Origin of the sequence: Tabrizicola flagellatus, from assembly GCF_046295235.1 — a bacterium.
In the GTDB taxonomy this organism is placed as follows: domain Bacteria; phylum Pseudomonadota; class Alphaproteobacteria; order Rhodobacterales; family Rhodobacteraceae; genus Tabrizicola; species Tabrizicola flagellata_A.
The window spans coordinates 94255-109292 of sequence record NZ_JBKBLV010000003.1; the positions used below are offsets into that span (position 1 = coordinate 94255).

Here is a 15038-nt window from a genome sequence, read left to right on the forward strand (position 1 = left end):
ATAGACGCGCTCGTCGGGCGAGGTGCGCCGCGCCGGTCCCGGCCAGCTACGCAACGAAGATGCGCCGGTAACGGCCGAGCAGAGACGCCTTCGCCCATGACCCCTGACCCGATCCCGTCACACCCGCGGTCGCCCGCCCTGGCCCGCCGTTTGGCCCTGGTCCTGATCCTGCCGCTGGGGGCCTGCGCCGACGCAACCAGCACCATGCAGCTTTACCCGCTGTCGGGCGAGATCGCGGATGCCGATCCGACCCTGGTCATCAAGGCGGTGGCGAAGAATACCAACAGCACCTCCGGCCCCCTGACCTTCCGCCTGCCCAAGCGCGGCAAGTGCACCGGCACCTGGACCTCGCTGACCCCGCGGGTGGTGTCGAACTCGCAGGGGATGGCGCTGACGCTGAAGAAGACCGGGGGCGAGGTCGGCACCAAGCGCGAGACCGTGGCCGGGGTGAACAACGGCGAGATCTATGCCGTCTGCGACGACGGCACCCGGGTGCAGGGCACCTTCGTCATCGGGTCGGGCACGGCCAGCGGCACGGGCCAGGCCAGCGACACCAACGGCAACGTCTACAAGCTTCTGTTCTGACGGCCGTCAGGTCGGCCGGCGCCCGGAGAGGGCGTCGTCCAGCACCGCGCGGACGGCTTCGGTCGGCACGTCCTCGGCCACGAAGGCCCGTCCGATCCCGCGCGCGAGGATGAAGCGCAACCGGCCGTCCACCACCTTCTTGTCCTGCCCCATCAGCGCGATCAGCGCCTCGGCCCCCGGCAGATCGCCCGGAATGTCGGCCAGATCGACCTTCATCCCCATCGCCGCCAGATGCGCCCGGACGCGCGAGGGTTCCTCCTGGCTGCACAGACCCAGCCGCGCCGACAGCGCGAAGGCCAGCGTGCAGCCGATCGCCACGCCTTCGCCGTGCAGCAGGCGGTCGGAATAGCCGGTGGCCTTTTCCAGCGCGTGACAGAAGGTGTGGCCAAGGTTCAGGAGCGCGCGCTCGCCTTCCTCTGTTTCGTCACGAGAAACGATCCCGGCCTTCATCTCGACCGACCGCGTCACCGCTCGCAGCCGTGCGGCCGGATCGCCCGCCCGGATCGCGGGGCCGTCGCGTTCCAGCCAGCCGAAGAAGGCGGCATCGCCGAGAAGGCCGTATTTCACCACCTCGCCATAGCCCGACAGGAAATCGCGGTCGGGCAACGTGTCGAGGACGGAAATGTCGGCGAGCACGAGGCTTGGCTGGTGGAAGGCGCCGACGAGGTTCTTGCCTTGCGCGGTGTTGATCCCGGTCTTGCCGCCGACCGAGCTGTCCACCTGCGCAAGAAGCGTCGTCGGCAATTGCACGAAACGCACCCCACGGCGCAGGATCGCGGCGGAAAAGCCCACGAGGTCGCCGATCACCCCGCCGCCGAAGGCCAGCACCACGTCGCGGCGTTCGACCTTCTGCTCCAGCAGCCATTCGGTGCAGCGGGCGAGGTTTTCCCAGTTCTTCGTGCCCTCGCCCGGCGGCAGGGCCAGCGCGGCAGAGGCGATGCCCGCAGCCTGAAGCGCCGCGGTCAGCGCCGGCAGGTGGCGGGCGGCGACGGTTTCCTCGGTGACGATGGCCACACGGGGACGACGCAAGAGCGGCGCGATCTCCTCGCCCGCGCGCGCGATCAGGCCGGGGCCGATCCGCACCTCGTAGGACCGATCCCCCAGATCCACCGCAACCCTGTTCAACTTGCGTCCTCCAGCACATCCGGCCGTGATTTCAGCGCCTCGCGCACCCGTCTGGCCATCTCCTCGATGGACTTGTCCGGCTGGCTTTCCACCACGATGTCGGCCAGCGCATAGAACGGCTGACGCGCCTCGTAAAGCTGGCGCAGCGTCTCGCGCGGGTTGGGGGTGCGCAGAAGCGGCCGCGTCGTCTTGTGCCGCACGCGCTGCCACAGAAGGTCGAGGTCCGCCTTCAGCCAGACCGAGACTCCGACATCGTGAATCAGCTTGCGGTTCGCCTCGGACAGGAAGGCGCCGCCGCCGGTGGACAGGATGCAGGGCGTGCCGCGCAGGAGACGGGCGATGACCTCGGTCTCGCGGGCGCGGAAGAAGGGTTCGCCGTCGCGTTCAAAGATCTCGGCGATGGAGCGGTTGGCGGCGCGGACGATCTCTTCGTCGCTGTCGCGGAACTCCACCCCCAGCTGACGGGCAAGGGCGGTGCCGACGGCCGTCTTGCCCGCACCCATCATCCCCACCAGCACAACCGTCTTCGCCAGCCCCGCCATGTCCCTCCGGTTCCCGCCGCGCCGTTCCCGGGCAAGGACTTGCCGACAGGAAATCTTTCCCCCTCAATGGCGTGAACTCTTGCCGAATGCTATATACATTCGCACGGATACCTGCGACGGGCGCCCCGAAGGGCGGACCGGCGCGGCAACAAGCGCCCATGGGATGAAGCCCATGGCAGAAGTCGAGGAAGGGCTATCACATGGGTCGGATCATCAAGGCTTTCCTGTTGCTGGTGATTCTTGGCTTCCTCGGGCTGACCGTCTATGCCTATCTGGGCGACCTGACCCCGGTGCAGGGCGAGGTCAAGAAGCCAGTGGTGTTGAATGCGGACGGGTAGTGCCGGTGTCCTTTTCCTGATCCTGTCGCTGCAGCCGGCCCCGGCGCAGGAGGCCGGCACCACCGGCGGGCCGCTTTCGGCGATCGACTGGCTGTCGCAATCGGTGGCAACCCCGGCGACCGCCGTCCCGGAGGCTGGCACCACCAAGCCGGACGAGCCGCCAGTCGCCGCTGCCGGAAGCGCCCTGCCCTCGACTGTAACGACATCCTCGCTGGACGGGCCCTCACCAGACGGCGTGGGGCTGATCGCCCCGGCAGCGTCCGGCTTGCCGCGCAACCTTTGGGGTGCCGGCCTGACCCGCGAAATCGCCGAAAGCCTGGTCACGCATCCCGACGACGCGCTGCCGGCGCTGCGCCAGCTGTTCCTGACGATCCTTCTGGCCGAACTGGAGGCTCCGGCAGATGCCGGAGGCCGGGGCGAGCTCCTTCTGGTGCGCGTCGACAAGCTGCTTGCGCTGGGGGCGCTGGAACAGGCAGCGGCGCTGATCGAGGCGGCGGGGGTCACGACGCCCGAACTTTTCCGCCGGAGCTTCGACGTGGCGCTGCTGACGGGGTCCGAGGACCGCGCCTGCGCAAGCATGGCCAGCAAACCTCACCTGGCGCCGACGCTTCCTGCGCGTATCTTCTGCCTGGCGCGGTCGGGCGACTGGGACACCGCCGCGCTTACCATCCGCACCGCAAGCGCGCTGGGACAGATCAGCCCCGACCAGGAGGCGCTGCTGTCACGCTTCCTCGACCCCGACCTCTACGAGGGCGAGCCGGTGCCGCCGGCGCCGAACCCGGTCACGCCGCTCGACTGGATGATCTATGCCGCAATCGGCGAGCCGCTACCGACAGACGGCCTGCCGATCGCCTTCTCCTATGCCGAATTGGGGCCACGGTCGGGCTGGAAGGCCCGGATCGAGGCGGCCGAGCGGCTGACCCGCGCCGGAACCATCCCTCCGAACGTCATCCTCGGACTCTACACCGAAAGCACCCCGGCCGCATCCGGCGGGGTCTGGGACCGTGCGGCGGCCTTCCAGGCCTTCGATGCCGCCATCGCCTCGGGCAGTGCAGAGCGCGTCGCGGCCACGCTTCCCGCTGTCTGGGCCAGGATGCAGGAGGTCGAGCTGGAGGTGCCCTTTGCCACGCTTTACGCCAAGGCGCTGCTGGACCTCCCACTGGCCGGAGAGGCAGCGGCCATCGCCTTCCGGGTCGGCCTTCTGTCGCCGCAGTCCGAGACCTGGGCGCGGCAGGCCAGCCCGGCCACGCCGGAAGACGCCTTCCTGACCGCGATCGCGCTTGGCCGCGGGGCCGAGGCGCTGCCGCCCGACAGCATGGGGCGGGCGATCTCGGCCGCCTTCCGCGCCCCTGCCCCTTCGACCGAGGGACAGCGGCTGCTGGACGAGAACCGCACCGGCGAGGCGGTCCTGGTCGCCATCGACAGCATCGGGCGCGGCGTCAAGGGCGACCTGCGCGGTGTGACAGAAGGCCTGTCGATCCTGCGGCTCGCGGGACTGGAGGCCGTGGCCCGGCGCACGGCGCTGGAGTTGATGATCCTGGAACGCAGGGGCTAGGCGGCCATGCCCGACCCCGAGTCGAGCCGGTGGATCTCGACCTTCCTGGACGCAAGGGCCGCCGACCTCGGGGCGGCGCGCAACACGCAGTTGGCCTATGGCCGGGATCTTGTGGATTTCGCCGACTGGCTGAACCGCCGCGGGTCGGACCTGGCCGGGGCCGACCGTGCGGCGGTCGAGGACTACCTCGTGCGCTGCGACGCCGAGGGCCTGTCGCAGGCCACCCGCGCGCGGCGGCTGTCCTCGATCCGGCAGCTTTACCGCTTTGCCTTCGAGGAAGGCTGGCGCGCCGACAATCCCGCGCTGCGGCTGACCGGCCCCGGCAAGGCGCAGGGCCTGCCGAAGACCCTGAGCGAGGCCGAGGTCGCGCGGCTGATGGAGGCCGCCCGGACCCGGGGCCGGACGGAAGCCGACCGGCTGCGCGACACGGCGCTGTTCGAGTTGCTCTATGCCACCGGCCTGCGCGTCAGCGAACTGGTCGGCCTGCCGGTGGCGGCGGTGCGCGGCGATCCCCGGATGATCCTGGTGCGCGGCAAGGGCGACAAGGAGCGGATGGTGCCCCTGTCCACCCCTGCCCGCGCGGCGCTGGCGGCTTGGCTTGCCCACCGGGACAGGGCCGAGGAGGCCGCGCGACAGCAAGGGCGCGCGCCGTCGCGCTTTCTCTTTCCCGGCGAAGGGCGCGAGGGGCATCTGACACGGCAGTACTTCCACGCGCTGGTGAAGGATGTTGCGGTGCTGGCCGGGATTTCGCCGGCCCGCGTCACGCCGCATGTGCTGCGCCATGCCTTCGCAACGCATCTTCTGGCCAACGGCGCGGACCTGCGGGTGATCCAGACCCTCCTGGGCCACGCCGATGTGTCCACGACCGAGATCTACACCCATGTGCTGGACGACCATCTGAAGGACCTTGTCCTGACCCGCCACCCCCTGGCCCGCAAGACCCGAGACTGACCGACCGAAGGACCCAATGCCCGACGCCTCGCTTGACACCGCCTTCTGGCTGACCACCGCCGCCATTCTGGGGCTATTGGTCCTGTCCGCCTTCTTCTCCGGTTCCGAAACAGCGCTGACTGCGGCCTCGCGGGCCAAGCTGAAGGCGCAGGCCGACAAGGGATCGCGCGGGGCGAAGGCCGCGATGGTGGTCACCGAGGACCGCGAGCGGATGATCGGCGCGCTGCTTCTGGGCAACAACATCGTCAACATCTTGTCCGCCGCGCTGGCGACGGCGCTGTTGACGCGGCTGTTCGGCGACAGCGGCGTGGCGCTGGCAACGCTGGTCATGACCCTGCTGGTGCTGATCTTCGGCGAGGTGATGCCCAAGACCGTCGCCATCACCTTCCCCGAGCCGGTCGCGACCCGGGTTGCCCCGGTGATCGGGGTGCTGATCCTGGTCTTCTCGCCCGTCGTCGCCGTGGTCCGGGCGCTGGTGCGCGGCATCCTGCGGCTGTTCGGGCTGAAATCCGAGGAAGGCAGCGCCATGCTGGCCCTGCGCGAAGAGATCGCCGGGGCCATCGCGCTGGGACACTCCGAGGGCGCGGTGGAGAAGGAGGACCGCGACCGCCTGCTGGGCGCGCTCGACCTTGGCCACCGCACGGTGGACGAGATCATGCGGCACCGCCGCCAGATCGAGATGATCGACGCCGACCTGCCACCGGGCGAGATCATCACCCGGGTGCTTGCCTCGCCCCACACCAGGCTGCCAATCTTCCGCGAGAGCGACGACAACATCCTGGGCGTGATCCACGCCAAGGACCTTCTGCGCGAGGTGGACCGGCTGGTCCGCGGCGAGGACGGGTCGGTCGAGGGGATCGAGGCGCTGAAGATCGAGAAGGTGGCGATGAAACCCTATTTCATCCCCGACACGACGACCCTGGACGAACAGATGCGCGAGTTCCTGGCGCGGCGGACGCATTTCGCGCTGGTGGTGGACGAATACGGCGCGTTGCAGGGGCTGATCACGCTGGAGGACATCCTGGAGGAGATCGTCGGCGACATCACCGACGAGTTCGACGTGGTGAAGAAGGATTCGGGCCTGACCCAGACCGAGGACGGCGCCTATATCGTCGATGGCGCGATGACGATCCGCGACCTGAACCGGGCGATGGACTGGCGCCTGCCGGACGACGAGGCGAACACGGTGGCGGGCCTCGTGATCCACGAAGCGCAGATGATTCCGAACGAGGGCCAGGTGTTCAGCTTCCACGGCTTCCGCTTCACCGTGGTGCAGCGGCGCGAGAACCGGATCACGAAGCTGAAGCTGCGCCCGCTCTGAGCCGGGGTTTCAGGTCCGCCACCCACGCGTCCAACGTCGTCCCCAGCGCCGCCCAGTCGGTATATTCCTTGTCCTTGCCGGGTTCCACCGTCTCGCCCTTCATGTCCGCGATGCGGCGCATCGCCCAGGCGCGGAAAAAATCGTATTCGGAAAAGCGGAAGGCCCCGGCGACATGCTCCACCCGACCGGGGGTCCAGCCGGTTTCAAGCTCGAACTCGGCCAGGCACTTGCGCAGGCCGGCCCAGTCCTCGGCATCCTGCCCCGCGGCCGATAGCGAGACCGAGAGGAACAGCGTGGGCATCAACGCCAGGTTCACCCTGTCGGCCGAGGCGAAGCGGGTCAGCGCCTTCTGATAGCCCCCGGCATGGAGCGAGCCGGCAAGGATCGCGGCGTCGAAGCGGGCGAGGTCCAGCCCTTCGGCATCCTCGAGGTTCAGAAGTTCGACTGCATGGCCCTGCCCCGCCAGCCGGTCGGCGGCAAAGCGGGCGATCTTGCGGGTCTGGCCGTCGGTCGTGGCATAGGCGATCAGGATCTGCATGGGGCGCCCTCCTTTCGGGATGCGCGTCCCGCATATCAGGGGACGGACGGTCGCGCCCTGATCTGGCTCAAGCCGAGCGGGCCAGCGCCGCGGGGCGTTTGCCTTCCGCCCAAGCGACTGCGGCGCGACCGAAGGCCTGGAACAGCGGGCGCGAGACCGGGTCGTTGCCGGCGTTCCATTCCGGGTGCCACTGGACCGAGAGGGTGAAGCCCGGTGCGTCCTTGACGTAGATCGCCTCGGGCGTGCCGTCGGGGGCGTAGCCGTCGATCACGATGCGGGGGCCGGGCCGCGCGATGCCCTGGCCGTGCAGCGAGTTCGTCATAACCTCGCGCGCGCCCATCAGCCGGTGGAACACCCCGCCTTCGGTAAAGGTCACGGCATGGCGCAGGGCAAAGCAGTCCTCCAGCGCGCAATCGGGCGGCATGCGGTGGTTCATCCGGCCCGGCAGTTCGCGGATTTCCGGGTGAAGCGTGCCGCCGAGTGCCACGTTTACCTCCTGGAAGCCGCGGCAGATGCCGAGGAAGGGCTGGCCGCGTTCGACGCAGGCGCGGATCAGGGGCAGCGTGATCGCGTCGCGGCAGCGGTCGAAGGCGCCATGGGCGGGCGTCTCTTCCTCGCCGTATTCACTGGGGTGGACATTGGGGCGGCCGCCGGTCAGCAGGAAACTGTCGCAGAGGTCCAGCAGTTCCTCGACCGAGACATAGCGCGGATCGGAGGGGATGATCAGCGGCAGGCAACCCGCGACCTCGGACACCGCGGCGGTGTTCATCGTGCCGGCGGAATGCGACGGATAGCTGCCGTTGATGAGGTAGCTGTTGCCGATGATCCCGACGACGGGCCTTTGCCCCTTGCGCTTCACCCTTTGCACCGCTTGCGTGGTTACGTACTGGCAGAAATGATACGCCGAGGCGGCGGCAGCGGAAAGGGGTGCGGTGCGCACAAGTCGCCTCGGCCCGTGCACAGAAGGGTGACAATCGTGCCTCACGCCGAAATGAGTTTCCTTCCCATGCGGGAAGGTCGCACAAAGCGGCGGAGCAAAAATCCGAGGAGAGCGACGATGCTGAAACCCCTGACCCTCGCCGTGATGATCGCAGCCGCCGCCGCCGCGGCTACCGCGCTTGCGCAAGAGGCCTCGACCGGTCATGAGGGCCACAAGATGTCAGGCGACATGATGGCGGGCGACATGGGCCCCGCCGCGATGGCCTTCATGGAGGCCAACACCCGGATGCATGAGGGCATGGCCATCGCCTACACCGGAAATGCCGATGTCGATTTCATCAAGGGCATGATCCCGCACCATCAGGGCGCGGTCGAGATGGCGAAGATCGTGCTGGAGCACGGCAAGGATCCCGAGGTCCGCAAGCTGGCCGAGGGCATCATCGCGGCGCAGGAAGCCGAGATCCAATGGATGCAGGACTGGCTGGCGAAGAACGGCGGCTGATCCGCTTGGCATCGCGCGGCTGATGTGATCCCCTGCCGGAAACGGGAGGGGACTATGCATATCCTGATCCTCGGCGCGGCGGGAATGCTTGGCCGCAAGCTGGGCGCGGCCATCACGGGCGGCGCCCTGCCCTTCACGCGCCTGACGCTGGCCGATGTCGTGGCCCCGGCGCCGGTGCCGGGTGCGACGGTGAAGGTGCTGAACCTGGCCGATCCAGGGGCGGCGGCCAAGGCGGTGCGGGACCGGCCGGACCTGATCTTCCACCTCGCCGCCGTGGTCTCGGGCGAGGCCGAGGCGGACCTGGCCAAGGGCTATGCCGTCAACCTCGATGCCTCGCGCGCGCTGTTCGATGCGATTGCCGCCCTACCCGGCTATTGCCCGCGGCTGGTTTTTGCCTCGTCGCTGGCGGTCTTCGGCGCGCCCTTCCCGAAGGTCATCCCGGACGATTTCCATCTGACCCCGCGCACGAGTTACGGCACGCAGAAGGCGATGACCGAACTTCTGTTGTCGGACTATTCCCGCCGGGAACTTCTGGACGGGGTCGCGCTGCGCCTGCCGACGATCTGCATCCGGCCCGGCGCGCCGAACCGGGCGGCGTCCGGCTTCTATTCCTCGATCCTGCGCGAACCCCTGAACGGCCAGCCCGCGACGCTGCCGGTGCGCGACAGCCTGCGGCACTGGTTCGCCAGCCCCCGGGCCGCGACCGGGTTCTTCCTGCAGGCTGCCCGGCTGGATACCGGGCTGCTTGGCCCCAGCCGGGCCCTGTCGATGCCGGGCCTGTCGGCCAGCATCGCCGAGATGATCGAGGCGCTTCGGCGCGTCGCAGGGCAAGAGGCCGTGGACCTGATCCGGCACGAGCCCGACCCGGTGATCCAGGCCATCGTCGAACCCTGGGCCGAGGCCTGCGAGGCCAGGACCGCCCGCGACCTGGGGTTCACGGCCGAAGAGAGCTTCGACGAGATCATCCGCATCTATCTGGAGGACGACCACCCCTCGCGCCCGCAAGCCTAGGCCCGGCGCGGCGGGTCTCAGGCCCCTTCGGCCACCACCCGCGCAGCAGCAGTTAGCGCACCCGGCCCGTGCGGGATGTCGAGCGCGACGAGCCCCGCCTCCATCACCGCCAGAGCGCCAAGGGTCATGTGGGCGTTGACATGGCCCATGTGACCCACGCGCAGGAAGCCGTGATAGGCCGGGTCGGTCGAGGGCGCCATGCCGAGGCCGATCCCGAGCGTCACCCCAGCCTTCGTCTCGCACCATTCGCGCAGCCGGGTGGCATGGGGCGCGCCGAACCTTGCGGCCGTGACCGAACAGCCGCGGTGGGCCGGATCCGCCACATTCAGCGCGATGGCCGGGTTGCCCGCGCCCCAAGCCTCGAAGGCGGCCCAGACCGCGCCGGCGAGCGTGCGGTGGCGGTGCCAGACCTGCGGCAGCCCCTCTTCGCGGATCATATCCAAGGCCTCGCGCAGGCCATAAAGGTGGCTCGTGGGCGCGGTGCCGTCCCAATACTGCCAGAACTCCTCGGGTTCGGCGCGCGGCCCCCAGGCCCAGTAGGGCGTGGCAAGGTCCGACCTGCCGCAGCGCAGACGGGCAGATTCAGAGAACCAGACGAAGGCGAGGCCTGGCGGCGTCATCAGCCCCTTCTGGCAGGCCGAGACCATGACATCGGCGCCCCAGTCGTCCATGCGGAATTCGTCGCAGCCGAGGCTCGCGATGCAGTCCACCGCCAGCAGCGCCGGATGGCCCGCCGCATCCATCGCGACCCGCAGCGCGGCGATGTCGGTCCGAATCGAGCTTGCGGTATCGACATGGGTCGTCAGCACCGCCTTGATCCGGTGCCCGGCATCGGCGCGAAGGGTGGCCTCGACCCGGTCGAGATCCACCGGCGAGGACTTGCCGAAGTCCAGCACCTCGACCTCCACCCCCATGGCGCGGGCGGAATTGGCCCAGCTCAGCCCGAACTGCCCCGTGGCCAGCACAAGCGCCTTTTCCCCGCGCGAGAAGAGGTTGGCATTGGCCGCCTCCCATCCCGCATGGCCATTGCCGATATAGATCGCCACATGGCCCGTGGTCCCGGCCAGCTGGCGCAGGTCGGGCATCAGGCTGGCCACCATGTCGATCAGCGGGCCCTCATAGATGTTGGGCGAGCCGCGGTGCATGGCGCGCAGCACGCGGTCGGGGATTACCGAAGGTCCTGGGATGGCCAGATAGGGGCGGCCGGCGGCAAGGGTCATGGGGCACTCCTGAACGGGTCCGCCATGGCTAGGCCCACTGCCGCCGCAGGTCAACCGGGGCTGCTTGAGGCGGACCGTCTTTCCCGGTAAACCCCGCCTGATCCCAAGGAAGGCAGCCCAGCCCTTGCAAACCGAACGCGCCTACTCCTCTAGCCAGCTGTTCGGCCGGTTCTGGCACGACTACCTGCGGCCGCATCTGCCGCTGATGGCGCTGTCCTTTCTGGTGATGATGATCGAGGGATCGACCCTTGGCCTTCTGTCCTGGATGCTGAAGCCGCTGTTCGACGAGGTCTTCGCCCCCGGCGGATCGGGCCTGCTGATCTGGGTCGGCGGGGCGATCCTGGGGCTGTTCCTGCTGCGCGCGGTGACCTCGGTGGTCGGTCGCTGGCTGCTGGCGAAGGTGAACCAGACGGCGGCGGGGGCGATGCAGGTGGATCTGGTGCGGCACCTGCTGACGCTGGACGCAGGCTTTTACCAGACCCATGCGCCGGGGATGCTGATCGAGCGGGTGCAGGGCGACACCATGGCCGCACAGGGAGCGGCGGTGCTGGTGATCGGCGGCGTCGGGCGCGACATCGTCTCGCTGATCGGTCTGTTCGTGGTCGCAATCTCGATCGACCCGGTCTGGACGCTGGCCGCGCTGATCGGCACGCCGCTTCTCTTGATCCCGGCGGTGCTGTTGCGCCGCTATCTCTGGCGCAAGGCCATGCTGACCCGCCAGCAGTCCGGCCTGCGCGCAACGCGGCTGGACGAGATCTTCCACGGCATCCAGGCGGTCAAGCTGAACCGGATGGAGGCCTATCAGTCCGGCCGTTTCCAGCGGATCATCGAGACGATCCGCCGGGCCGAGATCAAGACCGCACTCGGCCGCGCCGCCATGCCCGCGCTGGTCGATGTCATCACCGGGCTCGGTTTCTTCGCGGTCCTCATGCTGGGCGGCAGCGAGGTCGCGGCGGGCAACCGCACCACGGGCGAGTTCATGTCCTTCTTCACCGCCATGGCGCTGACCTTCCAGCCGATCCGGCGGCTGAGCGACCTGGCCGGGCAATGGCAGGTGGCCGAGGCGAGCCTTGCCCGCATCTACACCCTGTTCGACACCAAACCCGAGACCCGCCGCCCCGCCGTCAGCCGGGCTCTGCCACCGCCGGGCGCGCCCGAGATCCGCTTCGAGGATGTCAGCTTCACCTATCCCGACCGCCCCGTGCTGGACAGGCTGAGCTTTACCGCCGAGGCCGGCAAGGTGACCGCGCTGGTAGGCGCGTCAGGTGCTGGCAAGTCCACGGTATTCCAGTTGATCTCGGCCCTGATCGAGCCGCAGGCGGGGCGCATCCTGATCGGCGGCGTGGATGTGCAGGAGATGAGCCTCTTCGACCAGCGCGCATTGTTGGCTTCGGTCTCGCAGGACGCCTCGCTGTTCGACGAGACGCTGCGCGAGAACCTGCTTGTGGGCCGCGAGGGCATCGACCACACGCGGCTTGCACAGGCACTAGCGGATGCGGAAGTCACCGCTTTCGCCGGAGCGTTGCCGCAGGGCCTGGATACACCGGCGGGTACGCGCGGCTCGGCCCTGTCGGGCGGGCAGCGGCAGCGCATCGCCATCGCGCGCGCTCTGTTGGCGGATGCCCCGGTGCTGCTTCTGGACGAGGCGACCTCGGCCCTGGACACCCGGACCGAGGCGGCGGTGTCGCAGGCCCTGGCGCGCGCGCGGAGCGGGCGGACGACGCTGGTCATCGCCCACAGGCTGTCCACGGTTCAGGGGGCGGACAAGATTGTCGTGCTCGACCGCGGCAGGCTGATCGAGGAAGGCACCCATGACAGCCTGATGGCGCGTGGCGGCCTGTACGCGCAGTTGCAGGAGGCACAACTGCGTGACTGACCCTTCCCCCTGCGATATCGCCAACGTAATCTTGCGGCCATGACGCACGGAGAGACTGCCCCCGACCGCGTGGTATGGACACTGACCGGCAAGGACGCCCTGCGCTTCCTGCAAGGTCTGGTGACGAACGACCTGCGGCCGCTGGAGACGGGTCCCGGCATCGTCTGGTGCGGGCTACTGACCCCGCAAGGCAAGTATCTGGCGGATTTCTTCGTGATCCGCCGGCCGGACGGGTTGCTTCTGATCGACATTGCCGCGTCGCTTGCCGCCGACACGCTGCGCCGCCTGACGCTGTACCGCCTGCGCGCCGACGTGCAGATTGCGCCCGCGGCGCTGCATGTCCTGCGCGGACTTGGGGCGCCGCCCGAGGGCGCCCTGCCCGATCCGCGCCATCCCGCCCTGGGCTGGCGGGCGTGGTCAGAGGCCCCGGGCACCGATCCGGTGATCGACTGGGACCGGATCCGGGTGGATCATGTCATCCCGGAAAGCGGGATCGAACTGGTGCCGGAGGACAGCTATATCCTCGAGGCGGGCTTCGAACGCCTGCATGGGGTGGATTTCCGCAAGGGCTGCTATGTCGGCCAGGAAGTCACGGCGCGGATGAAGCACAAGACCGAACTGCGCAAGGGACTGGTCCGGGTCGCCGTCGAGGGTGAGGCCCCGGTCGGCACCGAGATCACCGATGCCGAAGGCAAGGCCGTGGGTCGACTATTCACCCAGGCGGGCGGTGCCGGCATCGCCCATCTGCGGCTGGAACGCGCCGCAGGCACCCTTGCGGCAGGGCCGGCTCAGGTGACAGTCGCCTGACCCCGCCACCGCGCGGTCATGCAAGAAAATCCTTACCAAAGGTTGAAATGCTGTCGACTGTCCCTAAATCTCGTTATCGGTCCGGCAAGGGACCGACTAGATGCTGATCCGGGCGGGCTGAGCCATGCATTTTGCGCATGGCCGTCATTCCAAACCGGAAGCCCCCGAATCGTGTCCAAACCGTTACAAACCTCGGACGCCGCCAAAGACAAGAGCAAGAACAAAGGAAAGCAACATGCGTGACACAATCGACAGCACCGCCTTCAACTTCGAGCAGGGCCAGCGTGCACGCAAACTCTTTGCCGCCGTGGTTCTGGCGGCCCTGGACGATGCCATTGCCGACGACAAGAAATACGGCAACGGGCCGGACCAGATCGCCCGCTGGGCGCGCTCGCGCGACGGACGGGAAGTGCTGTCCTGTGCCGGGATCGACCCGAACGAGCGCGTGGTCAAGGGGCTGATGGAATTCGTCGCCAAGGGCGTGCGCACCTCGGTCGCGCTGAGCCGCGAGGAATCGGAACGCCGCCACGCCCTCGAGCTGGACCAGGCCGAAGCCGCCTGAGCGCAGACCAGCCACTTTGACAACAAGACGCGCGCCCTCAGGGGCGCGCTTTATTTTTTTTGCGGGACACGGCAGGTCAGTCCAGATCGCGGGCCAGAAAGGCGCGATTTATCTCGGCGCGGACCAGCTTGCGGATATTGCGGGTGATCCGTTCGCCAAGCTCGCCCTGGAGTTCGGCGCGCAGCGTCTGACGCACGATCTCTTGCAAGGCCGCCTCGTCCAGCACGGCCAAGGGCATGCCATCGACATCCACGAACTCGGTCGGCTCTGGCCCGGACGCACCTTTGTTCCCGGCAGCACTACCCGGTTGACCAGCATCCTCTTGCAGCGCGGCCTCGGTCGCTGCCTGGCGTGCGGCCATTAGCTCGGCCCGGCGGTGTACCGGCACGAAGGGAACCGGCTCATCCGATTCCGTCTCGGCATCCTCTGCCCGCTGCCGGTCAAGCGAAGGTACGGCTTCCACTTCGTCTCCGTAAGCCGGAAGTTCGGCCCCGGCCGAGCCGATCAGGACCTCGGCCTCTTCCGCGGCAAGCGCAACCTCGCCCAGAGAGGCAGGGGCCGGTTCGGCCCAGAGACCGTTCTCCCAGACCGCCTCGTCCGCGTCCGGCAGGTCGCCGTGATCGGGACCTTCGGCGGCAGCGGCCGCGCCCGGCCCTTCGGCGGGCGGCTCGGCGGCAGGCTCGGTCTCATCCTCCGGATACAGCACGACCGGGGTCAAGTCCGGTTCGAACTCTTCAACAGGATCATCTGAAATCGTGGTCAGCACGCCGATGATGTCACCCGACGTCCCACCCGGCACTGACGCAAGGGGTTCGCTGAGCGGCAAGCCCCTCTCCTCGCCCGCTGCCACGGTCTCGGTCAAGTCATCCTGGACAGTCGGGGCTTCGACCACCGGAGCGTCCAGCACCAGCGGCGCCAATGGACGAGCGTCTGGGACCACCCGCAAAGCCGCAGTCAGCATCAGACGGTCGGCATGGAGATCACGGCTGAGCGTCCGCGCGCCCAGCTCGTTCGACACCAGCCGGCGCACGGAGGATACAACATCCTCGATCTCTTCCGAGCTTAGGGGGCCGACCATTGGGAACATCCGCTCGCTTGCGCGCTCATGGTCTGAACTTAGCGCCACAACCCCCCGAATAGCAACAGAAAACGCGGATTGTCGCCAA

16 protein-coding genes are annotated in these 15038 nt (G+C 68.4%); 10 read left to right on the plus strand and 6 right to left on the minus strand.

What is annotated here, in order from left to right; all coding sequences use genetic code 11:
• Positions 1-96: 96 nt before the first annotated feature.
• The gene (locus ACK4IU_RS02025) at positions 97-585 is read left to right on the plus strand and encodes a hypothetical protein (protein ID WP_409731109.1); all 489 of its coding nucleotides are present in this window, start codon (positions 97-99) and stop codon (positions 583-585) included.
• A 6-nt stretch (positions 586-591) separates the two neighbouring features.
• On the opposite strand, the gene aroB is transcribed toward ACK4IU_RS02025, so the two are convergent.
• Together aroB and ACK4IU_RS02035 are read right to left on the minus strand one after the other, a co-directional pair.
• Complete coding sequence (gene aroB / locus ACK4IU_RS02030; RefSeq protein ID WP_409731110.1) at positions 592-1710, minus strand: 3-dehydroquinate synthase; 1119 nt, start codon at positions 1708-1710, stop codon at positions 592-594.
• Entirely contained in the window at positions 1707-2252 is a 546-nt protein-coding gene (locus ACK4IU_RS02035; RefSeq protein WP_409731112.1) for a shikimate kinase, read from the minus strand. Before ACK4IU_RS02035 ends, aroB begins: the two co-directional genes overlap by 4 nt.
• A gap of 200 nt (positions 2253-2452) precedes the next feature.
• Between ACK4IU_RS02035 and ACK4IU_RS02040 the strand changes: the two genes are divergently transcribed.
• The 4 genes from ACK4IU_RS02040 to ACK4IU_RS02055 are packed head-to-tail and all read left to right on the plus strand — an operon-like array spanning position 2453 to position 6417.
• Complete coding sequence (locus tag ACK4IU_RS02040) at positions 2453-2590, plus strand: hypothetical protein (protein WP_409731114.1); 138 nt, start codon at positions 2453-2455, stop codon at positions 2588-2590.
• Positions 2577-4145: a hypothetical protein gene (locus tag ACK4IU_RS02045; protein ID WP_409731116.1), complete on the plus strand. Its 1569-nt coding sequence runs from the start codon at positions 2577-2579 to the stop codon at positions 4143-4145. Before ACK4IU_RS02040 ends, ACK4IU_RS02045 begins: the two co-directional genes overlap by 14 nt.
• Before the next feature lie 6 nt (positions 4146-4151).
• Positions 4152-5096, plus strand: coding sequence for a site-specific tyrosine recombinase XerD (locus ACK4IU_RS02050; protein WP_409731118.1), 945 nt, complete (start codon positions 4152-4154; stop codon positions 5094-5096).
• 16 nt (positions 5097-5112) lie between these two features.
• Positions 5113-6417: an HlyC/CorC family transporter gene (locus tag ACK4IU_RS02055; protein ID WP_409731120.1), complete on the plus strand. Its 1305-nt coding sequence runs from the start codon at positions 5113-5115 to the stop codon at positions 6415-6417.
• Here the strand turns inward: ACK4IU_RS02055 and ACK4IU_RS02060 are convergent.
• Together ACK4IU_RS02060 and ACK4IU_RS02065 are read right to left on the minus strand one after the other, a co-directional pair.
• Entirely contained in the window at positions 6389-6955 is a 567-nt protein-coding gene (locus ACK4IU_RS02060; protein ID WP_409731122.1) for a flavodoxin domain-containing protein, read from the minus strand. The two genes, ACK4IU_RS02055 and ACK4IU_RS02060, sit on opposite strands and share 29 nt — an antisense overlap.
• Before the next feature lie 67 nt (positions 6956-7022).
• The gene (locus ACK4IU_RS02065) at positions 7023-7814 is read right to left on the minus strand and encodes a gamma-glutamyl-gamma-aminobutyrate hydrolase family protein (protein ID WP_409731178.1); all 792 of its coding nucleotides are present in this window, start codon (positions 7812-7814) and stop codon (positions 7023-7025) included.
• A gap of 198 nt (positions 7815-8012) precedes the next feature.
• Between ACK4IU_RS02065 and ACK4IU_RS02070 the strand changes: the two genes are divergently transcribed.
• Both ACK4IU_RS02070 and denD read left to right on the plus strand, forming a co-directional pair.
• Positions 8013-8396: a DUF305 domain-containing protein gene (locus ACK4IU_RS02070; protein ID WP_409731124.1), complete on the plus strand. Its 384-nt coding sequence runs from the start codon at positions 8013-8015 to the stop codon at positions 8394-8396.
• Positions 8397-8450: 54 nt separating this feature from the next.
• A complete protein-coding gene (gene denD / locus ACK4IU_RS02075; protein ID WP_409731125.1) occupies positions 8451-9407 on the plus strand; it encodes a D-erythronate dehydrogenase in 957 nt (318 codons plus the stop codon).
• Between the two features lie 17 nt (positions 9408-9424).
• Here the strand turns inward: denD and ACK4IU_RS02080 are convergent, their stop codons facing one another.
• Entirely contained in the window at positions 9425-10627 is a 1203-nt protein-coding gene (locus ACK4IU_RS02080; protein ID WP_409731127.1) for a pyridoxal-phosphate-dependent aminotransferase family protein, read from the minus strand.
• A 100-nt stretch (positions 10628-10727) separates the two neighbouring features.
• Between ACK4IU_RS02080 and ACK4IU_RS02085 the strand changes: the two genes are divergently transcribed.
• From ACK4IU_RS02085 to ACK4IU_RS02095, 3 genes are all read left to right on the plus strand, one after another.
• Entirely contained in the window at positions 10728-12503 is a 1776-nt protein-coding gene (locus ACK4IU_RS02085; protein WP_409731180.1) for an ABC transporter ATP-binding protein, read from the plus strand.
• A gap of 39 nt (positions 12504-12542) precedes the next feature.
• Positions 12543-13310: a YgfZ/GcvT domain-containing protein gene (locus ACK4IU_RS02090; protein WP_409731129.1), complete on the plus strand. Its 768-nt coding sequence runs from the start codon at positions 12543-12545 to the stop codon at positions 13308-13310.
• Between the two features lie 235 nt (positions 13311-13545).
• Positions 13546-13872, plus strand: coding sequence for a DUF6280 family protein (locus ACK4IU_RS02095; RefSeq protein WP_409731131.1), 327 nt, complete (start codon positions 13546-13548; stop codon positions 13870-13872).
• Between the two features lie 76 nt (positions 13873-13948).
• Here the strand turns inward: ACK4IU_RS02095 and ACK4IU_RS02100 are convergent, their stop codons facing one another.
• Positions 13949-14950 carry a hypothetical protein gene (locus ACK4IU_RS02100; protein WP_409731133.1) on the minus strand — a complete coding sequence of 334 codons (1002 nt, stop codon included), beginning with the start codon at positions 14948-14950 and terminating at the stop codon, positions 13949-13951.
• Positions 14951-15038 lie beyond the last annotated feature (88 nt).